At 71.3% G+C, this 19,364-nt stretch carries 14 protein-coding genes; 8 read left to right on the top strand and 6 right to left on the bottom strand.

From position 1 onward, the window contains the following. Nucleotides 1-29: 29 nt before the first annotated feature. The 6 genes from gltB (at nucleotide 30) to AB0P25_RS17960 (ending at nucleotide 10,834) form a co-directional block, all read left to right on the top strand. Nucleotides 30-4,607 carry a glutamate synthase large subunit gene (gene gltB, locus AB0P25_RS17985; protein ID WP_363809174.1) on the top strand — a complete coding sequence of 1,526 codons (4,578 nt, stop codon included), beginning with the start codon at nucleotides 30-32 and terminating at the stop codon, nucleotides 4,605-4,607. Continuing rightward, nucleotides 4,600-6,057: a glutamate synthase subunit beta gene (locus AB0P25_RS17980; RefSeq protein ID WP_363809173.1), complete on the top strand. Its 1,458-nt coding sequence runs from the start codon at nucleotides 4,600-4,602 to the stop codon at nucleotides 6,055-6,057. Before gltB ends, AB0P25_RS17980 begins: the two co-directional genes overlap by 8 nt. 89 nt (nucleotides 6,058-6,146) lie before the next feature. Further along, nucleotides 6,147-7,562, top strand: coding sequence for a pyruvate kinase (gene pyk, locus AB0P25_RS17975; protein WP_363809172.1), 1,416 nt, complete (start codon nucleotides 6,147-6,149; stop codon nucleotides 7,560-7,562). Nucleotides 7,563-7,975: 413 nt separating this feature from the next. Continuing rightward, nucleotides 7,976-9,034, top strand: coding sequence for a DUF2092 domain-containing protein (locus AB0P25_RS17970; protein ID WP_363809171.1), 1,059 nt, complete (start codon nucleotides 7,976-7,978; stop codon nucleotides 9,032-9,034). Further along, nucleotides 9,031-9,966 carry an ABC transporter ATP-binding protein gene (locus tag AB0P25_RS17965; protein ID WP_363809170.1) on the top strand — a complete coding sequence of 312 codons (936 nt, stop codon included), beginning with the start codon at nucleotides 9,031-9,033 and terminating at the stop codon, nucleotides 9,964-9,966. Before AB0P25_RS17970 ends, AB0P25_RS17965 begins: the two co-directional genes overlap by 4 nt. Further along, on the top strand, nucleotides 9,953-10,834 hold the full coding sequence (locus AB0P25_RS17960; RefSeq protein ID WP_363809168.1) for an ABC transporter permease: 882 nt from the start codon (nucleotides 9,953-9,955) through the stop codon (nucleotides 10,832-10,834). The genes AB0P25_RS17965 and AB0P25_RS17960 overlap by 14 nt, the downstream gene beginning before the upstream one ends. A gap of 15 nt (nucleotides 10,835-10,849) precedes the next feature. Here the strand turns inward: AB0P25_RS17960 and AB0P25_RS17955 are convergent, their stop codons facing one another. The 3 genes from AB0P25_RS17955 to AB0P25_RS17945 are packed head-to-tail and all read right to left on the bottom strand — an operon-like array spanning nucleotide 10,850 to nucleotide 14,825. After that, nucleotides 10,850-11,737, bottom strand: a complete 888-nt coding sequence (locus AB0P25_RS17955) for an EamA family transporter (protein WP_363809167.1) — start codon at nucleotides 11,735-11,737, stop codon at nucleotides 10,850-10,852. Between the two features lie 36 nt (nucleotides 11,738-11,773). Continuing rightward, nucleotides 11,774-12,343, bottom strand: a complete 570-nt coding sequence (locus tag AB0P25_RS17950; protein WP_363809164.1) for a GNAT family N-acetyltransferase — start codon at nucleotides 12,341-12,343, stop codon at nucleotides 11,774-11,776. A gap of 40 nt (nucleotides 12,344-12,383) precedes the next feature. Beyond that, complete coding sequence (locus AB0P25_RS17945; RefSeq protein WP_363809162.1) at nucleotides 12,384-14,825, bottom strand: phosphoketolase family protein; 2,442 nt, start codon at nucleotides 14,823-14,825, stop codon at nucleotides 12,384-12,386. A gap of 95 nt (nucleotides 14,826-14,920) precedes the next feature. Between AB0P25_RS17945 and AB0P25_RS17940 the strand changes: the two genes are divergently transcribed. Next, nucleotides 14,921-15,844, top strand: a complete 924-nt coding sequence (locus AB0P25_RS17940) for an alpha/beta hydrolase (protein ID WP_363809161.1) — start codon at nucleotides 14,921-14,923, stop codon at nucleotides 15,842-15,844. On the opposite strand, the gene AB0P25_RS17935 is transcribed toward AB0P25_RS17940, so the two are convergent. Continuing rightward, nucleotides 15,841-16,626 carry an SGNH/GDSL hydrolase family protein gene (locus AB0P25_RS17935; protein WP_363809158.1) on the bottom strand — a complete coding sequence of 262 codons (786 nt, stop codon included), beginning with the start codon at nucleotides 16,624-16,626 and terminating at the stop codon, nucleotides 15,841-15,843. The two genes, AB0P25_RS17940 and AB0P25_RS17935, sit on opposite strands and share 4 nt — an antisense overlap. Nucleotides 16,627-16,692: 66 nt before the next feature. Between AB0P25_RS17935 and AB0P25_RS17930 the strand changes: the two genes are divergently transcribed. Next, nucleotides 16,693-17,160 (top strand): VOC family protein, encoded by a 468-nt coding sequence (locus AB0P25_RS17930; protein ID WP_363809157.1) that lies wholly within the window; start codon nucleotides 16,693-16,695, stop codon nucleotides 17,158-17,160. Between the two features lie 77 nt (nucleotides 17,161-17,237). Here the strand turns inward: AB0P25_RS17930 and AB0P25_RS17925 are convergent, their stop codons facing one another. Both AB0P25_RS17925 and AB0P25_RS17920 read right to left on the bottom strand, forming a co-directional pair. After that, entirely contained in the window at nucleotides 17,238-18,179 is a 942-nt protein-coding gene (locus tag AB0P25_RS17925) for a hypothetical protein (RefSeq protein WP_363809156.1), read from the bottom strand. A gap of 123 nt (nucleotides 18,180-18,302) precedes the next feature. Further along, the gene (locus tag AB0P25_RS17920; protein WP_363809154.1) at nucleotides 18,303-19,334 is read right to left on the bottom strand and encodes an LLM class flavin-dependent oxidoreductase; all 1,032 of its coding nucleotides are present in this window, start codon (nucleotides 19,332-19,334) and stop codon (nucleotides 18,303-18,305) included. Nucleotides 19,335-19,364: the final 30 nt, after the last annotated feature.

The following is a 19,364-nucleotide window of genomic DNA, read 5'->3' as shown; positions in this document are numbered from 1 at the left end:
ATCCACGACACTGTGAGGACGGTCGACAGATGGCGCTCACGCCTCCCCATTCCCGCTTCGGGACCGTGCCAGGCCCCCAGGGCCTGTACGACCCTGCCCACGAGAAGGACGCCTGTGGCCTCGCCATGGTCGCCACCCTCCGCGGCACGGCCGGGCACGACATCATCGACGCCGCGCTCGAGGCGCTGCGCCACCTGGAGCACCGCGGTGCGGTCGGCTCCGACGCCGGCACCGGCGACGGCGCGGGCATCATCACCCAGGTGCCGGACGCGTTCCTGCGCGCCGTGGTCGACTTCGAGCTGCCCGCCGCCGGCCGCTACGCCGTCGGCAACGCGTTCCTGCCGAGCGACGAGCAGACGCGCGCCGAGATCAAGGCCGCCCTCGAGGCCATCGCCGGAGAGCACGAGCTGACCGTCCTCGGCTGGCGTTCCGTCCCGGTTCGCCCGGAGGAGCTGGGCACGCTGGCCCGCCAGGCCATGCCGGTCATCGAACAGCTGTTCGTCGCCTCCACCCGCGTGGACGAGAACGGCGAGCAGGTCTCCGGGATCGCCGTCGACCGCCAGACGTTCTTCCTGCGCAAGCGCGCCGAGCGCGAGCTCGACCTGTACTTCTCGTCGCTGTCGAGCCGCACCCTGGTCTACAAGGGCATGGTGACGACCCTCCAGCTGGAGCCGTTCTACCCCGACCTGTCGGACGAGCGCTTCGCGTCCAAGCTGGCGCTGGTCCACTCGCGCTACTCCACGAACACCTTCCCGTCGTGGCCGCTGGCGCAGCCGTTCCGGATGATCGCGCACAACGGCGAGATCAACACGGTGCAGGGCAACCGCAACTGGATGCGCGCCCGCCAGTCGCAGCTCGAGAGCGAACTGCTCGGCGACCTGCGCCCGATCTTCCCGGTCGTGACGCCCGGCGCGTCCGACTCCGCCTCGTTCGACGAGGTCGTGGAGCTCATCTCGCTCAGCGGCCGCCCGCTGCCGCACGCCGTCATGATGATGGTGCCGGAGGCGTGGGAGAACCAGACCGAGATCGACCCGGTGCGCCGCGCGTTCTACGAGTACCACTCGATGCTCATGGAGCCGTGGGACGGCCCCGCCGCGATCGTCTTCACCGACGGCTCCCTCGTCGGCGCGACGCTCGACCGCAACGGCCTCCGCCCCGGGCGCTACGTCGTCACCAACGACGGCCTCGTGGTGCTCGCCTCCGAGATCGGCGTGCTCGACATCGAGCCGAGCCGCGTCGTGCGCAAGGGCCGCCTGCGCCCGGGCCGCATGTTCCTCGTGGACACGGTCGCCGGCCGTCTCATCGAGGACGAGGAGATCAAGTCCGAGCTCGCCGCCGCCGCGCCGTACGGCGAGTGGCTGGACGAGGGCCGGATCAACCTGAAGGACCTCCCGGAGCGCGAGCACATCGTCCACACCCCGGCGTCGATCGTGCGCCGGCAGCGCACGTTCGGCTACACCGAGGAGGAGGTCCGAATCCTCCTGAAGCCGATGGCGACCACCGGTGCAGAGCCGCTGGGCGCGATGGGCTCGGACACGCCGGTCGCGGTGCTCTCCGAGCGCCCGCGCCTGCTGTTCGACTACTTCACGCAGCAGTTCGCACAGGTCACGAACCCGCCGCTGGACTCGATCCGCGAGGAGGTCGTCACCTCGCTGAAGCTCGGCCTCGGCCCGGAGCGCAACCTCCTCACCGCAGGTCCGGAGCACGCGCGTCAGGTCGTGCTCGACTTCCCGGTGATCGACAACGACGAGCTGGCCAAGATCCAGCACATCGACCCGCGCCCGGGCAGCACGCTCACCACGACCGTGCGGGGCCTGTACCGCTCCGACGCCGGTCCCGACGCGCTCGAGCGCCGGCTGGCCGAGATGTGCGACGAGGTCGACGAGGCGATCGCGAACGGCGCGCAGTTCATCGTGCTGAGCGACCGCGACTCCACGAAGGACCTCGCGCCCATCCCGTCGCTGCTCATGCTCGCCGCGGTGCACCACCACCTCATCCGGTCGGAGACCCGCATGAAGGCGGGCCTGATCGTGGAGGCGGGCGACGTGCGCGAGGTGCACCATGTCGCGCTGCTCATCGGCTACGGCGCCTCGGCGATCAACCCGTACCTGGCGATGGAGACCTGCGAGGAGCTGGTCCGCAGCGGCATGATCAGCGGCGTCAGCCCCGAGAAGGCGGTCAAGAACGTCATCAAGGCGCTCGGCAAGGGCGTGCTGAAGATCATGTCCAAGATGGGCATCTCGACCGTGTCGTCCTACGCGGGAGCGCAGGCGTTCGAGGCCGTCGGCCTGTCGCAGGAGTTCGTGGACCAGTACTTCACCGGCACCACGAGTAAGCTCGGCGGCGTCGGGATCGACGTCATCGCCGCCGAGAACCTGGCCCGGCACGACAGCGCGTACCCGTCCGAGGGTGCGGCGCTCGCGCACGAGCGGCTGGCGACGGGCGGCGAGTACCAGTGGCGCCGCGACGGCTCGCCGCACCTCTTCAACCCGGAGACGGTGTTCCGCCTGCAGCACTCCACGCGCACGCGCCGGTATGACGTGTTCCGCGAGTACACACAGCTCGTCGACGACCAGTCCGAGTCGCTGATGACCCTGCGCGGGATGTTCTCCCTCAAGGAGGGCGAGCGCCCGCCGGTGCCGATCGAGGAGGTCGAGCCCGTCTCGTCCATCGTCAAGCGGTTCTCCACCGGCGCGATGAGCTACGGCTCCATCTCGAAGGAGGCGCACGAGACGCTTGCGATCGCCATGAACCGGCTCGGCGCGAAGTCGAACACCGGTGAGGGCGGCGAAGACCTCGACCGCCTGCTCGACCCGGAGCGCCGCAGCGCGATCAAGCAGGTCGCGTCCGGCCGCTTCGGCGTCACGTCGATGTACTTGACGCACGCGGACGACATCCAGATCAAGCTCGCGCAGGGCGCGAAGCCCGGCGAGGGCGGCCAGCTGCCTCCGACGAAGGTGTACCCGTGGGTCGCGCGCACCCGGCACGCGACCGCCGGCGTCGGCCTCATCTCGCCGCCGCCGCACCACGACATCTACTCGATCGAGGACCTGAAGCAGCTGATCTTCGACCTCAAGCGCGCCAACCCGGGCGCCCGGGTCCACGTCAAGCTCGTCTCCGAGTCGGGCATCGGCGCGGTCGCGGCGGGCACGGCGAAGGCGCTGGCCGACGTCATCCTGGTCTCCGGCCACGACGGCGGCACGGGAGCGTCCCCGGTCAACTCGCTCAAGCACGCGGGCACGCCGTGGGAGCTCGGCCTCGCCGAGACGCAGCAGACCCTGATGCTGAACGGCATGCGCGAGCGCGTCGTCGTGCAGGTCGACGGTCAGCTGAAGACCGGCCGCGACGTCATCGTCGGCGCCCTGCTCGGGGCCGAGGAGTTCGGCTTCGCGACAGCGCCGCTGGTCGTCTCCGGCTGCATCATGATGCGCGTCTGCCACCTCGACACCTGCCCGGTCGGCGTCGCCACGCAGAACCCGGAGCTGCGCTCGCGGTTCTCGGGCAAGCCGGAGTTCGTGGTCAACTTCTTCGAGTTCATCGCGGAGGAGGTGCGCGAGTACCTGGCGTCCCTCGGCTTCCGCTCGCTCGACGAGGCGATCGGCCACGCCGAGCTCCTGGACGTGGACCGCGCCATCGAGCACTGGAAGGCGTCCGGCCTCGACCTGTCGCCCATCCTGCACGGCCCGCAGTTCGGACCGGAGGCGCCGCGCAAGAACGGCCGCGAGCAGGACCACGAGCTGGAGCACCACTTCGACGTGCAGCTGATCGAGGCGGCGCAGGACGTGCTGGCCGACGGCGGCACGCTGGAGCTGTCGCTGCCCATCCGCAACACCGAGCGCGCCGTCGGCACCATGCTGGGCCACGAGGTGACCGTCCGCCACGGCGAGAACGGCCTTCCCGCCGGTTCGATCGACATCACGCTGACCGGTTCGGCCGGCCAGTCGCTCGGCGCCTTCCTCCCGGCGGGCATCACGCTGCGCCTGGAGGGCGACTCCAACGACTATGTCGGCAAGGGGCTCTCGGGCGGCCAGATCGTCGTCCGCCCGCCGCGGGACAGCGTGTTCCCGGCGGAGCGCAACGTCATCGCGGGCAACGTCATCGGGTACGGCGCGACGCAGGGCAGCATGTTCATCCGCGGCATCGTGGGCGAGCGCTTCCTGGTGCGCAACTCGGGCGCGACCGCGGTCGTCGAGGGCGTGGGCGACCACGCGCTGGAGTACATGACCGGCGGGCTCGCCGTCATCCTCGGCGGAACCGGGCGCAACCTGGGCGCCGGCATGTCCGGCGGCACGGCGTACGTCTACGACCTGAAGCCGGAGCGCGTGAACCGCGAATCGCTCGCGAGCGGCGAGCTGGAGCTCCTCCCGCTCGGCAGCGCCGACATCGAGATCGTGCGCGACTTGCTCGAGCGGCACGTGGCGGAGACGGGATCGGCGCTCGCCACCCGTCTGCTGGAGGACTTCGACGCCACGGTGGCGAAGTTCGTGAAGGTGCTCCCGCGCGACTACGCGGCGGTGCTGCAGATGCGGCAGGAGGCCGTCGACGAGGGGCTGGACCCCGACGGCGACATCGTATGGAACCGAATCTTGGAGGTGACCGGTGGCTGACCCTAAAGGCTTTCTGAAGACGACCGAGCGGGAGCTGCCGAAGCGCCGCCCCGTCTCCGTGCGGCTCATGGACTGGAAAGAGGTCTACGAGGCGCAGGACCCGGCGCAGTTGCGCCGGCAGGCGGGCCGCTGCATGGACTGCGGCGTGCCGTTCTGCCACTCCGGCTGCCCGCTGGGCAACCTCATCCCGGAGTGGAACGACCTGATGTGGCGCGGGGAGGGCCGCCAGGCGATCGACCGCCTGCACGCGACCAACAACTTCCCCGAGTTCACGGGCCGGCTCTGCCCGGCGCCCTGCGAGTCGTCGTGCGTGCTCGGCATCAACCAGCCGGCCGTCACGATCAAGCAGGTCGAGGTCTCGATCATCGACCAGGCGTGGCAGAACGGCTGGGTGCAGCCGCACCCGCCGGAGCGCCTGACCGGCAAGACGGTCGCCGTCGTCGGCTCCGGCCCCGCCGGGCTCGCCGCCGCCCAGCAGCTCACCCGCGCCGGCCACACGGTCGCCGTGTACGAGCGCGACGACCGCATCGGCGGCCTGCTGCGCTACGGCATTCCCGACTTCAAGATGGAGAAGAAGCACCTCGAGGCGCGCCTCAACCAGATGATGGCCGAGGGCACCCGCTTCCGCGCGGGCGTCAACATCGGCGTCGACATCACCTGGGACGACCTGCGCGCCCGGTACGACGCGGTCGTCGTCGCGACCGGCGCGATGGTGCCGCGCGACCTGCCCATCCCGGGCCGCGAGCTCGCCGGTGTGCACTTCGCCATGGAGTACCTGGTGCAGCAGAACAAGGCGGGCGCGGGCGACCAGGTCGCCGGCCAGATCACAGCGGACGGCAAGCACGTCGTCGTCCTCGGCGGCGGCGACACCGGCGCCGACTGCATCGGCACGGCCCACCGTCAGGGCGCTGCGAGCGTCACCAACCTCGCCATCGGCAAGCAGCCGCCGGCGGAGCGCCCGTCCAACCAGCCGTGGCCGACCACCCCGACGCTGTTCGAGGTCCAGTCGGCTCATGAGGAGGGCGGCAAGCGCGAATATCTCGCATCGACCGTCGAATTCCTCGCGAACGAGTTCGGCGAGGTGCGCGCGCTGCGTGTGGCCGAGACCGAGTTCCTCGACGGACGCCGCGTGCCGAAGGCGGGCACCGAGCGCGAGATCCCCGCCGACCTGGTCCTCCTGGCCCTCGGTTTCACCGGGCCGGAGCAGGACGATCTGTCCTCGCAGCTGGGGCTGCCGTTCGACGGGCGCGGCAACGTCGCGCGCGACGGGCAGTACCAGACCGAGCAGGCGGGAGTCTTCGTCGCCGGTGACGCCGGCCGCGGACAGTCCCTCATCGTCTGGGCGATCGCCGAGGGCCGTGCAGCGGCTGCGGCCGTCGACCGGTATCTTGAAGGGGAGACGCAGTTGCCGTCTCCGATCCGTCCCACCGACCGCGGCATCCTCGTCTGACCCCTCACCACGAGACGATGCCCGCCAGGCCGGGCGCCACGAACCCCATATCGCGCCCCCGGCGCAGAATCACGGAGCTACGACAAAGCATGAGAAGGGCGAAAATCGTCGCGACCCTCGGGCCGGCGACCTCCAGCTACGACAACATCCGCGCGATCATCGACGCGGGTGTGGACGTGGCCCGGATGAACCTGAGCCACGGCAGCTACGAGGTGCACGAGGGGGTCTACGCCAACGTGCGGAAGGCCGCCGACGACGCCGGGAAGCCGGTCGCCGTCCTGGTCGACCTGCAGGGACCGAAGATCCGTCTCGGCAAGTTCGAGGCCGGCCCCTACGAGCTGGCCGAGGGTGACATCTTCAAGATCACCACCGAGGACATCATCGGCACCAAGGAGATCTCCTCGACGACGTTCAAGGGCCTGCCCAACGACGTCAAGCCGGGCGACTTCCTCCTCATCGACGACGGCAAGGTCCGCGTCCGCGTGGTCTCGGTCGATGGTCCGGTCGTGACGACCGAGGTCGTCGTCGCCGGTCCCGTCTCGAACAACAAGGGCATCAACCTGCCGGGTGTGGCCGTGAACGTCCCGGCGCTGTCCGAGAAGGACGAGGCCGACCTCCGCTGGGGTCTCAAGCTCGGCGCCGACCTGATCGCCCTCTCGTTCGTGCGCAACGCCGCCGACATCGAGCGCGTGCACGAGATCATGGCGGAGGAGGGCCGCAAGGTCCCCGTCGTCGCCAAGATCGAGAAGCCGCAGGCCGTGGATGCGCTCGAGGAGATCATCGAGGCGTTCGACGCCATCATGGTCGCCCGCGGCGACCTCGGCGTGGAGCTGCCGCTCGAGGCGGTCCCGATCGTGCAGAAGCGCGCCGTCGAGCTCGCCCGCCGCGCGGCGAAGCCCGTCATCGTCGCCACGCAGATGCTCGAGTCGATGATCTCGAGCCCGGTCCCGACCCGCGCCGAGACCTCCGACGTCGCCAACGCCGTCCTCGACGGCGCGGACGCGGTCATGCTCTCGGGAGAGACCAGCGTCGGCGAGTACCCGGCGATCACGGTCCAGACCATGGCCCGCATCGTGACCTCGACCGAGGAGCACGGCCTGGAGCGCATCCAGCCGCTCGGCACCCGGCCCCGCACCCAGTCCGGCGCGATCACGCTGGCCGCGGTGGAGGTCGCCGACTTCGTCGAGGCCAAGTTCCTCTGCGTCTTCACCGAGTCGGGCGAGTCGGCCCGCCGCATGGCGCGCCTGCGCAACAAGATCCCGATCCTGGCGTTCACGCCCGAGGAGTCGGTGCGTCGTCGCATGTCGCTGTTCTGGGGCGTCGAGTCGTTCGTCGTCGGCCGCGTCACCCACACCGACCAGATGGTCGCCCAGGTGGACGAGGCCCTGAAGTCGACCGGCCGCGCCGTCGACGGCGACAAGGTGATCATCATCTCCGGTTCCCCTCCCGGGATCCCCGGCACCACCAACGACATCCGCGTGCACCGGGTCGGAGACGTCCTCTAGCACCGGTTCGAAGGGCCCCGCTGCGGCGGGGCCCTTCGTGCGTCCGGTCTCCGGCACCACCGCCCCCTCCGTTCGCGCGAAACGGAGGAGTTCCTGCCGATCCCGGCCCTCACGCCCTCCTTTCCCCGCATCCGCACGGTGTGTCCAATGCAGACACCTCCGTTCCGCGCGCCCATCCATCCCGGCGGGCCGAGTTCGCGAGGGAGGAGATCTCGAGCGACACGCCGGGCGGATGGTGCGAACGGAGGAGACCGGGGCCGGGCACCGCCCGAAGTCCTCCGTTTCGGATGCGAGGGGTGGGTCGTGAGCGTGTCAGACCAGGGGATGACATGGCGTCCGACCGGGGGATGAAGTCCGGTTTCCCCAGGCAATCCGGAGGGTCGGAGCGTCCTCCCCGCGCGTATCCTCGGGCTATGGAACACCGTTGGATCCGCTGGGCGCCGGCCGTCGTCGTCCCCGTCGCGATCGCGGCCGCCGTGATCGTCACGCCGCTGGCCGCCGGGGCGACGGATCTGCCCGTGAAGTCGCCGTCGGATGTGCTGCGGCTCGTCGCCGCGAGCGACACCCGGTCGTTCTCCGGCACCGTCGAGCAGACGTCCGACCTGGGGCTGCCGAGCCTTCCGTCCACATCGAGCGGGTCGCAGGACGCGAGTGCGGCAAACGCGCTGGAGCTGGCTCTGGCCGATCACACCGCGAAGGTGTGGGTTGACGGCCCGACGAAGGTCCGCGTCCAGGTGCTCGACCGCCTGGCCGAGCGGGACGCGTACCGCGACGGCTCCGACCTGTGGCTGTACGACTCGAAGGGCGAGAACGTCTCCCACGCGACGCTCCCGGCGCACGAGGCGAGCACTCCGACGCCGGACGCGACCTCGCTGACGCCGTCGCAGCTCGCGCAGCGGTTCCTCGACGCCGTCGACCCCTCCACGACGGTCACCCTCGGCGACCCGGTGAAGGTGGCCGACCGCGACGCCTACGACCTCGTGCTCACCCCGAAGACCGACGCGACCCTGGTCGGCTCGGTTGCGATCGCGGTCGACGGCAAGACGGGCATCCCGCTGAAGGTGGCCGTGACGGCGAAGGGGTCGAGCTCCCCGTCGTTCGAGGCCGGCTTCACCGCGTTTTCGACCGACAAGCCGGACTCCTCGGTGTTCTCGTTCACGCCGCCGAAGGGCGCGACCGTGAGCGAGCAGAAGCTGCCGACCCGCGAGGACGCCGCCGCCGCGAAGGGCACGCACCCGAAGCCGACCGTCACCGGCGAAGGATGGTCGACCATCGTCTCCCTGCCCGCCGGCTCCGCTCCGGCGTCGGTGGCCGACGATCCGTTGTTCGCGCAGCTGACGCAGCCCGTCGACGGCGGTCGCGCCCTCAACGCCTCCCTGCTCTCCGTGCTGATCACCTCCGACGGCCGGGTGCTGGCCGGTGCCGTGCCGGTCTCGGCGCTGCAGGCCGCGGCGAACGCGCCCGCGCAGTGACCGACGCGGCGATCGCGACCAGCGGCCTCACCAAGCGCTTCCGGTCGCGGGCGGTCGTCGACGGCCTCGACCTGCACGTTCCGCGCGGCTCCGTGTTCGGCTTCCTCGGGCCGAACGGCTCGGGCAAGACCACGACCATCCGGATGCTGCTCGGGCTGATCTCGCCGTCGGCGGGTTCGATCGACGTGCTCGGCGAGGCGATGCCCGCACGCGGTGCGACCGTCCTCCCGCGGGTGGGCGCGCTGGTCGAGGGGCCGGCGTTCGCGCCGTACCTCTCGGGCACGGCCAATCTCATCCGCCGGGACACCGCCGACCGGTACGCGCCCGGGGCGACGCGCCGCGCGCGGGTGGAGGCGGCGCTCGACCGCGTGGGGCTGTCGCACGCGGCGGGCAAGCACGTCCGCGCGTACTCGCTCGGCATGAAGCAGCGGCTCGGGATCGCCGGCGCGCTGCTCACCGACCGCGACCTGCTCGTCCTGGACGAGCCGACGAACGGCCTCGACCCGCAGGGGACGCGCGAGGTGCGGACGCTGGTGCGCTCGCTCGCCGACGAGGGGACGACGGTGTTCGTCTCGAGTCACCTGCTCGCCGAGATCGAGCAGGTCTGCACGCACGCGGCGATCATGCGTGCCGGGCGCTTGGTGGCTCAGGGGTCGCTGGACGACCTGCGTCGCGGTTCCGGCCCGCGGGTGGCCGTCGAGACCCCGGATGCGTCACTCGCCGCGTCTGTGCTGGCCCGGTTCGGGCTGACGGCCGAGACCGCCGCCGGGGGAGTCGAGGCGGCGCTCCCCGAGGACGCGCCGCCCGCCGAGCAGCTCGCCGCCGCACTTGTCGGCGACGGCGTGCGGCTCCGCGGGTTCGCGGTGCGCGCGTCCAGCCTCGAGGAGCGGTTCGTTGAGCTGACCGGGGAGGGCTTCGATGTCGAGCAGTGAGCTGACCGCCGCCCCACCCGCCGCGCGGGCCTCCGTCGCCGCCCGCCGCGAGCGGCCGTCCGGGGGATGGGCGCTGCTCGGCTCCGAGATCTCGGTCATGTTCCGCCGCTGGCGCACGTACGCGATGTTCGGCGCCCTCGCGGCCGTCCCCATCCTGATCGCCGTCGCCGTGCGGATCACCGGCGGCAGCTCGCGCGGGCCGGCCTTCCTCAGCGAGATCAGCAGCAACGGCCTGTTCGTCGCGTTCACCGCCCTGGTCGTCTGCGTGCCCTTGTTCCTCCCGCTGACCATCGGGGTGGTCGCGGGTGACACGATCGCGGGCGAAGCGAGCCATGGCACGCTACGCTACCTCGTGATCGCCCCGGCGGGCCGCCTTCGCCTGCTGGGCGTGAAGTACGCGGGCTGTGCGGTGTTCTGTGTCACCGCGGCCCTGGTGGTCGCCATCGCCGGGGCGCTGATCGGGATGCTGCTGTTCCCGATCGGACCGGTGACGCTGCTCTCCGGCGTGCAGGTGAGCCTCGGGGAGGCGTACCTCCGGATGCTGCTCATCGCGCTCTACATCGTCGTGTCGCTGCTCGGGCTGTGCGCGATCGGTCTGTTCCTGTCGACGCTCACCGACGTCCCGGTGGGGGCGATGGCCGCGACGGCCGTGCTCGCCGTCATCTCCCAGGTGCTCGACCAGCTCCCGCAGCTGGAGGGGCTGCACCCGTGGCTGTTCAGCCACTACTGGCTGGGGTTCGGCGACTTCCTGCGCGACCCGATCTCGTGGGACTCGTTCGGCCAGAACGCGCTCCTGCAGCTCGGCTACATCGCCGTGTTCGGCGCACTGGCGATCGGCCGGTTCACGACGAAGGACATCCTGTCGTGAGCCGGGGCCGTCGCGTCACGGCACCGCTTCGGCCGTCTGCTCAAGCTCCGAGCGCGGCTGATCGCGCTGCGTCGCGATGGTGATGCCCGCCGCCGCACACACGACGAGGATGCCGATCAGCTGCACGACCGTGAACCGCTCGCCGAGCACGATCACGCCGAAGATGGTCGCAACGACCGGACCGAAGCTCGTGATCACGGCGTAGAGGCGCGGGGTGAGCCGGCGCAGGATGAACGTGTCCAGGCTGTACGGCACCGCCGACGACAGCACGCCCAGGGCGAGCAGCATGAGCAGGATGCGCAGGTCGAGCTTCGAGTAGTCGACGACGATGAGCGCGAGCGGCACGGTGAGCACCGTGGACACGACGCTCGCGACGCTCAGTCCCTCTAAGCCCGGGAGCCGCATCGCGACGCGACGGGTGAGGAGGATGTACGCCGCCCACGCCGCAGCTGCGGTCAGCGCCAGCACGACGCCCCGCGGGTCGATCGCGCCCTCCGTCGCCGTGAGCAGGAAAACGCCGGCGGCCGCCGCGACAGCGCATCCCGCATCCAGGAGTCGCCGGGACCCGACCAGCGCCAGCGCGAACGGACCCAGGAACTCGATGGTCGCCGCGATCCCGAGCCCGAGCCGGCCGACGGCCTCGTAGAAGCTGAGGTTCATCGCGGCGAGCACCACGCCGAGCGCCAACGCAGGCCACAGCCGCGTCCAGGTCAGTTCAGCGCGCTTGGGCCGGTAGAACGGCAGCACGGCCGCCGCGGTCACCACCTGACGGGCGGCGACGACGACGATCGATCCGACCACCGGGATGAGCAGCCCGGCGACCGCCGAGCCGAAGTTGATGCTGACCTCCGTCGCGACCTGGGTGCCCGCTCCCACGAGACGGTCGCGACGGGTGGAGCTCACCCGATCGAGCTTACCGGCGCGCCGGGACCGTCATCGTCACATGGTCCGGCGCATGATCGCGCGCGTCGCGCTCGGCCGGCGGACGATCTCGAACCCGCCGTCGCGGAAGAGGGACACGGTCCCGTGGAACCGCTCGGCGTTCGACAGCGACGGCCGCACCTCCGGGTCGACGGGGTACCCCTCCACCACCTCGGCGCCCTGCGAGCGCGCGTGCTCCACAGCGCCGTCGAGCAGCGCACGCGACAGTCCGCGGTTGCGGAACTCGAGCCGCACCACGAAACAGGTGACCGCCCACGGATCCTCCGGGTCCCCCGCCACCCGCTTGGTGATGGGAGAGCGCCGCAGGTTCGGGTACGCCGAGTACGGCTCGACCGCCGCCCACCCGGCGGGCTCCCCATCCACCCAGCCGATCACCCCGGGCGTCCCGGCCTCCACCTGGTCATGCAGCCGCGACGCCCGCTCGGGATGCGACAGCTCGCGGAACTGCGACCCGGGCACCTTGAACCACTGGCACCAGCACCCCGACGGATCGCCGCGCGTACCGAACACCACCTCCAGGTCATCCCACACGGAGGCGTCGGCCGGGCGGACCACGATGTCGCTCATGCGTCGACCCTAGCGTCGGCCACCGACGCCGTGGGACGGCTCAGTCGTTGTCCCCGCCCGTCGTGTCGATCCGCGTCGTCCGCTCGCCGCCGCCCCACTTCCACTCGGCGACCTCGGGGATGTCCTCCCCGTGCTCCCGCGTGTACTGCCGGGCCCGCAGCCGCGCGTCCTGCATCTCCTGCCGGAGCCCCGCCTCCCGGGACGCCAGGCCGGGCACCCGGTCGATGACGTCGATCACGAGGTGGTACCGGTCGAGGTCGTTGAGCATGACCATGTCGAACGGCGTCGTCGTCGTGCCCTCCTCCTTGTACCCGCGCACGTGCAGGTTGTCGTGGCCGGCCCGGCGGTAGGTCAGACGGTGGATGAGCCACGGGTAGCCGTGATAAGCGAAGATGACCGGCTTCTCGGTCGTGAACAGCGCGTCGTACTCCCGGTCGGTCAGCCCGTGGGGATGCTCGCGCGCGTCCTGCATCCGCATGAGGTCCACCACGTTCACCACCCGCACCTTCAGGTCGGGGAGCCGGCGGCGCAGGATGTCGGCCGCGGCCAGGGTCTCGAGCGTCGGGATGTCGCCCGCGCAGCCGAGCACCACATCGGGCTCCTCGCCCTCCACCTCGGTGCCCGCCCACGGGAAGATTCCGATGCCGCGCGTGCAGTGCGCGATCGCGTCCTCCATGTCCAGCCACTGCGGCGACGGCTGCTTGCCCGCGACGACCACGTTCACGTAGTCCACCGACTTGAGGCAGTGGTCGTACGTCGACAGCAGCGTGTTCGCGTCGAACGGCAGGTAGACGCGCACCACATCCGCCTTCTTGTTCACGACGTGGTCGATGAACCCCGGATCCTGGTGTGAGGCGCCGTTGTGGTCCTGTCGCCACACGTGGGAACTGAGGAGGTAGTTGAGCGACGCGACAGGACGCCGCCACGACACTTCGCCCGCCGACTTCAGCCACTTCGCGTGCTGGTTGAACATCGAGTCCACGATGTGGATGAACGCCTCATACGACGTGAAGACACCGTGCCGCCCGGTCAGCAGGTACCCCTCCAGCCAGCCCTGGCACTGGTGCTCGCTCAGCACCTCCATCGCCCGGCCCGTCGGCGCCAGGTGGTTGTCCGAGTCGATCGGCAGGTACTCGGCGTTCCACTGCTTGCTCGTGTCCTCGTACACGGCCTGCAGGCGGTTGGACGCGAGCTCGTCCGGCGCGAACAGGCGGAAGTCGTGCGGGTTGGCGGCCATCACATCCCGGAACCACTCGCCCAGCACCTTCGTCGCCTCCTCCACCGTGTCCCCGGCAGCGGGCACGTCCACGGCGTAGTCGCGGAAGTCCGGCAACCGCAGGTCCTTCCGCAGCAGACCGCCGTTCGCCACCGGGTTGGCGCTCATCCGGCGCTCGCCGCGGGGCGCCAGCGACGTCACCAGCTCGACCGGCCGCCCCTCCTCGTCGAACAGCTCCTCCGGACGGTACGACTTCAGCCAGTCCTCCAGCAGCCGCGTGTGCGCCTCCGTGTCTCGCGCGCTTGCGAGCGGCACCTGGTGCGAACGCCAGTTGTTCTCGGTCGGGTGCCCGTCGATCTCCGCCGGACACGTCCAGCCCTTCGGGGTGCGCAGGATCAGCATGGGCCACGCCGGTCGTCCGTCGAGGGTGCCGGCGCTCGCCGCATCCTTGATCTCGGCGATGCGGTCCAGGATCTCGTCGAGCGTCGCGGCCATCCGCTCGTGGACGGCGCGCGGGTCCTCGCCGTCGAACCCGCCGGACACCACGTAGGGCGCGTAGCCGTAGCCGCGCATGAGATCGAGGAGTTCGGACTCCGGGATGCGCGCGAGCACGGTCGGATTGGCGATCTTGTAGCCGTTGAGATGCAGGATCGGCAGTACTACCCCGTCCTGCGCCGGGTTGAGGAACTTGTTCGAGTGCCAGGCGGTCGCGAGCGGCCCGGTCTCAGCCTCGCCGTCGCCGACGACCGCGGCGACCAGCAGGTCGGGGTTGTCGAACGCGGCGCCGTAGGCGTGGGAGAGCGCGTAGCCGAGCTCGCCGCCCTCGTGGATGGAGCCGGGCGTCTGCGGTGCCGCGTGGCTCGGGATGCCGCCGGGGAAGGAGAACTGGCGGAACAGGCGCCGGAGGCCGTCCTCGCTCTGGTCGACCGTGTTGTAGAGCTCGCTGTAGGTGCCGTCGAGGTAGGCGCTCGCGACGACGCCCGGGCCGCCGTGTCCGGGGCCGGCGACGAAGAGCGTGTTCAGGTCGCGCTCCTGGATGGCGCGGTTGAGGTGCGCATAGATGAAGTTGAGGCCGGGGGTGGTGCCCCAGTGGCCGAGCAGGCGCGGCTTGATGTCGTCGCGGCTGAGCGGCCGGCGCAGCAGCGGGTTGTCGAGCAGGTAGATCTGGCCGACGGAGAGGTAGTTGGCGGCGCGCCACCAGGCGTCGAGCCGGTCGAGCGTTTCCTCGCTGAGGTCGTGTCCGCGGGTCTCGGTCGTGTCGGTCATCGTGCTCCTCCGGTCCGGCCACCCGGGCAGGCGGGTACGTCGTTCGTGGGCGGCTTGTCGCGCATCCTACGGCCGGTCCGCTCCGAACAACAGGCGTGGAAGAGACGATCGTGCAGACGGATGCCGGGGCGGTGGCCGTGCGCCGAACGGCGGGTGAACTCCCGCCGGAGGACTCGGTCGCGACCATCCTGCTGCATGGCGCAGCAGGGTCGTGGACGACCTGGCGGCCGCTCATCGCGGCGCTGGAGGCGGATCGCGGCGGCCCGGTGCCGGACCTGGTGGTGCCGGACCTGCCGGGGTGGGGCGCGTCGCCCGCCGACCCGTCGGCGCTGGACGCCGCCGTGCTCGCGGACGCGGTCGCGGAGGTCACCCGCGCGCTCCGGTACCGGCGGTGGCGGGTGGTGGGGCACTCGCTGGGCGGGTTCGTGGCACTGGAGCTGGCGGTGCGGGAGCCAGCGGCGATCGAGAGCGTGGTCGTCGTCTCGGCGACGGTGTTCGGCGCCCGTGCCGACCGGCTCAGCGGTCGCGGGATGCTGCTTCGGTACGCGCCGCTCGTCCTCCTGCTCGCCGGGATGCGGGTGCTGGCGTCGCTGGGCCGCGGCGGGCCCGCGCTGGTGCGGACGCTCGACCGGTGGGGAGTTCTCCGCGTACTGGTGTCTCCGCTCTTCCGCGTGCGCGTGCCGGGTGTCGCGCACGAGCTGGCGCGCGATCTGCGCCCCGCCGCGTTCGCCCGAGCCGTCGCCGCGGCGCGGGCCTACCCGGCGGGGGAGCGGTGGGCGCGCATTCAGTGCCCGGTGCTCGCGATCCGCGGCGACCACGACGTGTTCGTCCCGGCCCGCGACGACGCCCGCCTGGCGGCGCTCATCCCCGGATGGCGCACCGTGGTGCTCCCCGGCACGGGCCACTTCGCGCACGTCGAGCATCCCACCGCCGTCGCGCGCCTCGTGACCGCATCCATGGGTCGCAACACGCCGTCACGCTCTCGCCATAACGGCGTGTTGCGTCCCTTGGATCGCTAGAGCGGTTGCGCCGACGTTGGGTCGACGACGGTCAGGTCGGCGATCTTCGCGGCGCGGTTGTCGCCGGATGACCGGCCGGTGAGCCGCCGCCCGATCCAGGGCAGCACGTAGCGGCGGTAGTACTCGGCGGTGCGACGGGTGCGCTCCCCGGGCGGCGCGGCGGCGACCTCCTCGACTCCCCACTCCGCGGGCACCGGGATGCCGAACGCGGTCAGCACGTTGCTCGCCACCCGCGCGTGGCCGAGCGGCCCGAGGTGGAGGCGGTCGGCGGACCAGTAGCGGATGTCCTCCAGGCCTTCGTCGGCCCAGTTGTCCACGAAGGTGATGCCCTCGCGCGGCAGCATCTCCCGCACGGCCACCGCCAACTCCTCACCGCGGCGCCGGATCAGGCCGCCCAGCGGGAGGTGCGCGCTCGGGTTCGCACCGCTGAGGAGCAGCATGTGGCTGCCGGACGCGACCACGCGGTCGGCCGCATCCACCAGCGTCTTCGCCACGCCTTCGATGGAGACCCGGGGACGCATGATGTCGTTGCCGCCGCCGTTGAGGCTGACCAGGTCGGGATGCTGCGCGATCGCCGGCTCCACCTGCTCCGCCACGATCGGCCCGAGCTTGCGGCCGCGCACGGCGAGGTTCGCGTACCGGAACGGCTCGGGCGACGCCGCGGCCATCCCGAGCGCGACGAAGTCGGCCCAGCCGCGCACCCGCCCGTCCGGGAGGTCGTCGCCGACGCCCTCCGTGAAGCTGTCCCCGATGGCGATGTAACTGGAGTATGCGATCGACACGGGGCAACGCTACCCCGCGCGGCTACCATGGGCCGCATCCACGACGGTGTGAAGAGGGGGAGTCTCATGCAGAAGGTCAGCACGTACCTGTGGTTCGAGAAGGGGGTGGAGGAGGCGGCGCAGCTGTACACGTCGCTCATCCCGAACTCCGAGATCCTGGAGGTCCGTCGGTTCGGCGGCGGAACGCTGGACGGCCTGGTCGTCCTGCGCTTCACGCTCGACGGGGTCGAGTACCAGGCGATGAACACCGGACCCGCCGGCGGATTCACCGAGGCTTTCTCGCTGTCGGTGCTGTGCGACGACCAGGCGGAGGTCGACCGGCTGTGGGAGGCGCTGACCGCGGACGGCGGCGAGGAGAGCATGTGCGGCTGGCTGAAGGACCCGTGGGGCGTCAGCTGGCAGATCGTCCCGCGACGGCTGCTCGAGCTGCAGTCCGACCCCGACCCGGAGCGCGCCGCCCGCGCCAACCAGGCCATGCTCCGGATGCGGAAGCTCGACATCGCCGCGCTGGAGGCCGCCGCCGACGCCGCCTGACCCGCCCCCGTGAAGTGCAGGCCGTTGCGCAGTGGCACGGCGTGTCGACCGCAACTAGCTGCACTTCGGTGCCCGGATCAGCGGGCGAGGAGCGTCTGCCAGCTGCGCAGGTGTTCGACGGTCACGCCGCTGTAGCCGCGCAGGGATGCGAGCGCTGTGCGCACCTTCGCCGTCTCGGACTCCAGCAGGGCCGCGCTGTCGTCGCCGAACGTGGCGGCCGGTCCACCGGCGACCTCCGGCGTGTCCGTCTCGACGCCGATCGAGAAGGGGATGCGCTTCGCGGCAGCGGCGGTCGCGGCCGGCTTCGCGTAGGCGACGATGCCGTCCGTCCCGGCCGCGTGGTCGCTGAACGCCACGATCGCGACCGACTTCAGGTGGGGGAGCAGCGCGTCGAACGCCGTGCCGCCTCCCGGCTGCGGCTTGGCGGCCAGCCACCACGGCAGGTCGGCACCGATCGGGACCGATCCGGCGGCGACGCGGGCGGCGTCGTACATGGCCTGGAGCTTGGCGACGACCGCGGGCAGCTCGCTGTCGGAGGACACCACCCAGGGCTCCACGTCGAACTGCACGGCGTCGAACGGAGCGGCGCGCAGTGCCGCGGTCGTCCACTGCGCCGCGAGTGACGGGTCGTCCGCCCACGCCGGGTCGCCGCCGAGCGCGGCCACCTTCGTCACGCCGGCGGCGTGCAGCGCCGACACCGCATCCGTCAGCCAGGCCGAGAAGGAGCCCTCGTCGGCCGCCCACGGCACCGACAGGTACACCGTCCGCAGCTGGTGCGCCGCTGCGAACTCCGCCAGCGCCTGCGGCTCGAACTGCGGCATTCCCTCGCCGCGCGCGTCCACAGCGGGGTCGATCGGGTTGCCCCACGCCCACATCCCGGTGATCGCAGAGGATGCGGTGGTGGCGCTGTCGACGCGGCCGGTCACGGCCGCCGCCGGCGCGGCTGCGAGGAGCGACCCGCCGAGAGCGACGGCGAGCGCTGTGGAGACGAACACGGAGCGGAGACGACGGCCATCCATGGCACACCCTTCGGAAGCAGATCCATTGCAGTACTGCAGCTTCGGGTGCGCAGTACACCAATCATCCCAATTTCCTGGGCGTCGTCTATGCCGCGTTCGGGGTACAAAAGCCCGAACCGGGGTTCAGTCCCGCCAGCCGAGCGCCGGCGCGATCTGCGTCACGATCGTCTCCAGCAGGTGCGCGTTGTATTCGACGCCAAGCTGGTTGGGCACGGTCACCAGCAGCGTGTCCGCGTCCGCGACCGCGGCGTCCTCGCGCAGCTCCTCGACGATCCGCTCCGGCTCGCCGACGTAGCTCTTGCCGAACCGGGCGAGGCCGCCGTCGAGGTGACCGACCTGGTCGTGGCGGTCGGCGAGGGCGGAGGCGCCGAAGTAGCGGCGGTCGAGGTCGGTGGTGATCGGCAGGATGCTGCGGCTCACCGACACGCGCGGCTCGCGCTCCCAGCCGGCCGCCTTCCACGCCTCGCGGTACTGCTGCAGCTGCTCGTACTGGAGGTCGGAGAAGGGGACGCCGGTGTCTTCGGTCAGCAGGGTCGAGCTCATTAGGTTCATGCCCTGCTCGGCCGCCCAGACGGCGGTCGCGCGCGTGCCCGCGCCCCACCAGATCCGGTCGGGCAGGCCGGGGGACAGCGGCTCGATCGCCAGCGCGCCGCGCTGGCCGCCGGTCATCGCCGGGTTCGCCTCGGCGACGCCCGCGCCGGCGATCGCGGCGCGGAACAGCTCCGTGTGCCGGCGGGCCATGTCCGCATCCGTCTCGCCCTCGGCGGGGATGTAGCCGAAGGACTCCGACCCGCGCAGCGCCGTCTCGGGTGACCCGCGGCTCACGCCGAGCTGCAGCCTCCCGCCGCTGATGAGGTCGGCGGCCGCAGCGTCCTCCGCCATGTAAAGCGGGTTCTCGTAGCGCATGTCGATCACGGCCGTGCCGATGTCGATGCTCTTCGTGCGCGCGCCGATCGCCGCGAGCAGCGGGAACGGCGACGCCAGCTGCGGGGCGAAGTGGTGGACGCGGACGAACGCGCCGTCGGCGCCCAGCTCCTCCGCGGCGACCGCCAGCTCGATGGTCTGCGTGAGGGCGTCCGCCGCGGTGCGCGACACGGAGCCGGGGATGGGCTGGTAGTGCCCGAAGCTGAGGAACCCGATGCGTTTCACATCCACTCCAATCGGTCCTCTGCGCAGCCTATTCCG

The organism is Leifsonia sp. NPDC077715 (genome assembly GCF_040686855.1).
Classification (GTDB): domain Bacteria; phylum Actinomycetota; class Actinomycetes; order Actinomycetales; family Microbacteriaceae; genus Leifsonia.
Note: the sequence above shows the minus strand (reverse complement) of the source record. Positions and strands in the feature narration are given on the sequence as shown.

Excerpts from the sequence above, each read along its gene's own strand:
- gltB (WP_363809174.1), top strand. The coding sequence starts at position 30 with ATGGCGCTCACGCCTCCCCATTCCCGCTTCGGGACCGTGCCAGGCCCC.
- pyk (WP_363809172.1), top strand. The coding sequence starts at position 6,147 with ATGAGAAGGGCGAAAATCGTCGCGACCCTCGGGCCGGCGACCTCCAGC.
- AB0P25_RS17970 (WP_363809171.1), top strand. The coding sequence starts at position 7,976 with ATGGAACACCGTTGGATCCGCTGGGCGCCGGCCGTCGTCGTCCCCGTC.
- AB0P25_RS17960 (WP_363809168.1), top strand. The coding sequence starts at position 9,953 with ATGTCGAGCAGTGAGCTGACCGCCGCCCCACCCGCCGCGCGGGCCTCC.
- AB0P25_RS17950 (WP_363809164.1), bottom strand. The coding sequence starts at position 12,343 with ATGAGCGACATCGTGGTCCGCCCGGCCGACGCCTCCGTGTGGGATGAC.
- AB0P25_RS17945 (WP_363809162.1), bottom strand. The coding sequence starts at position 14,825 with ATGACCGACACGACCGAGACCCGCGGACACGACCTCAGCGAGGAAACG.
- AB0P25_RS17930 (WP_363809157.1), top strand. The coding sequence starts at position 16,693 with ATGCAGAAGGTCAGCACGTACCTGTGGTTCGAGAAGGGGGTGGAGGAG.
- AB0P25_RS17925 (WP_363809156.1), bottom strand. The coding sequence starts at position 18,179 with ATGGATGGCCGTCGTCTCCGCTCCGTGTTCGTCTCCACAGCGCTCGCC.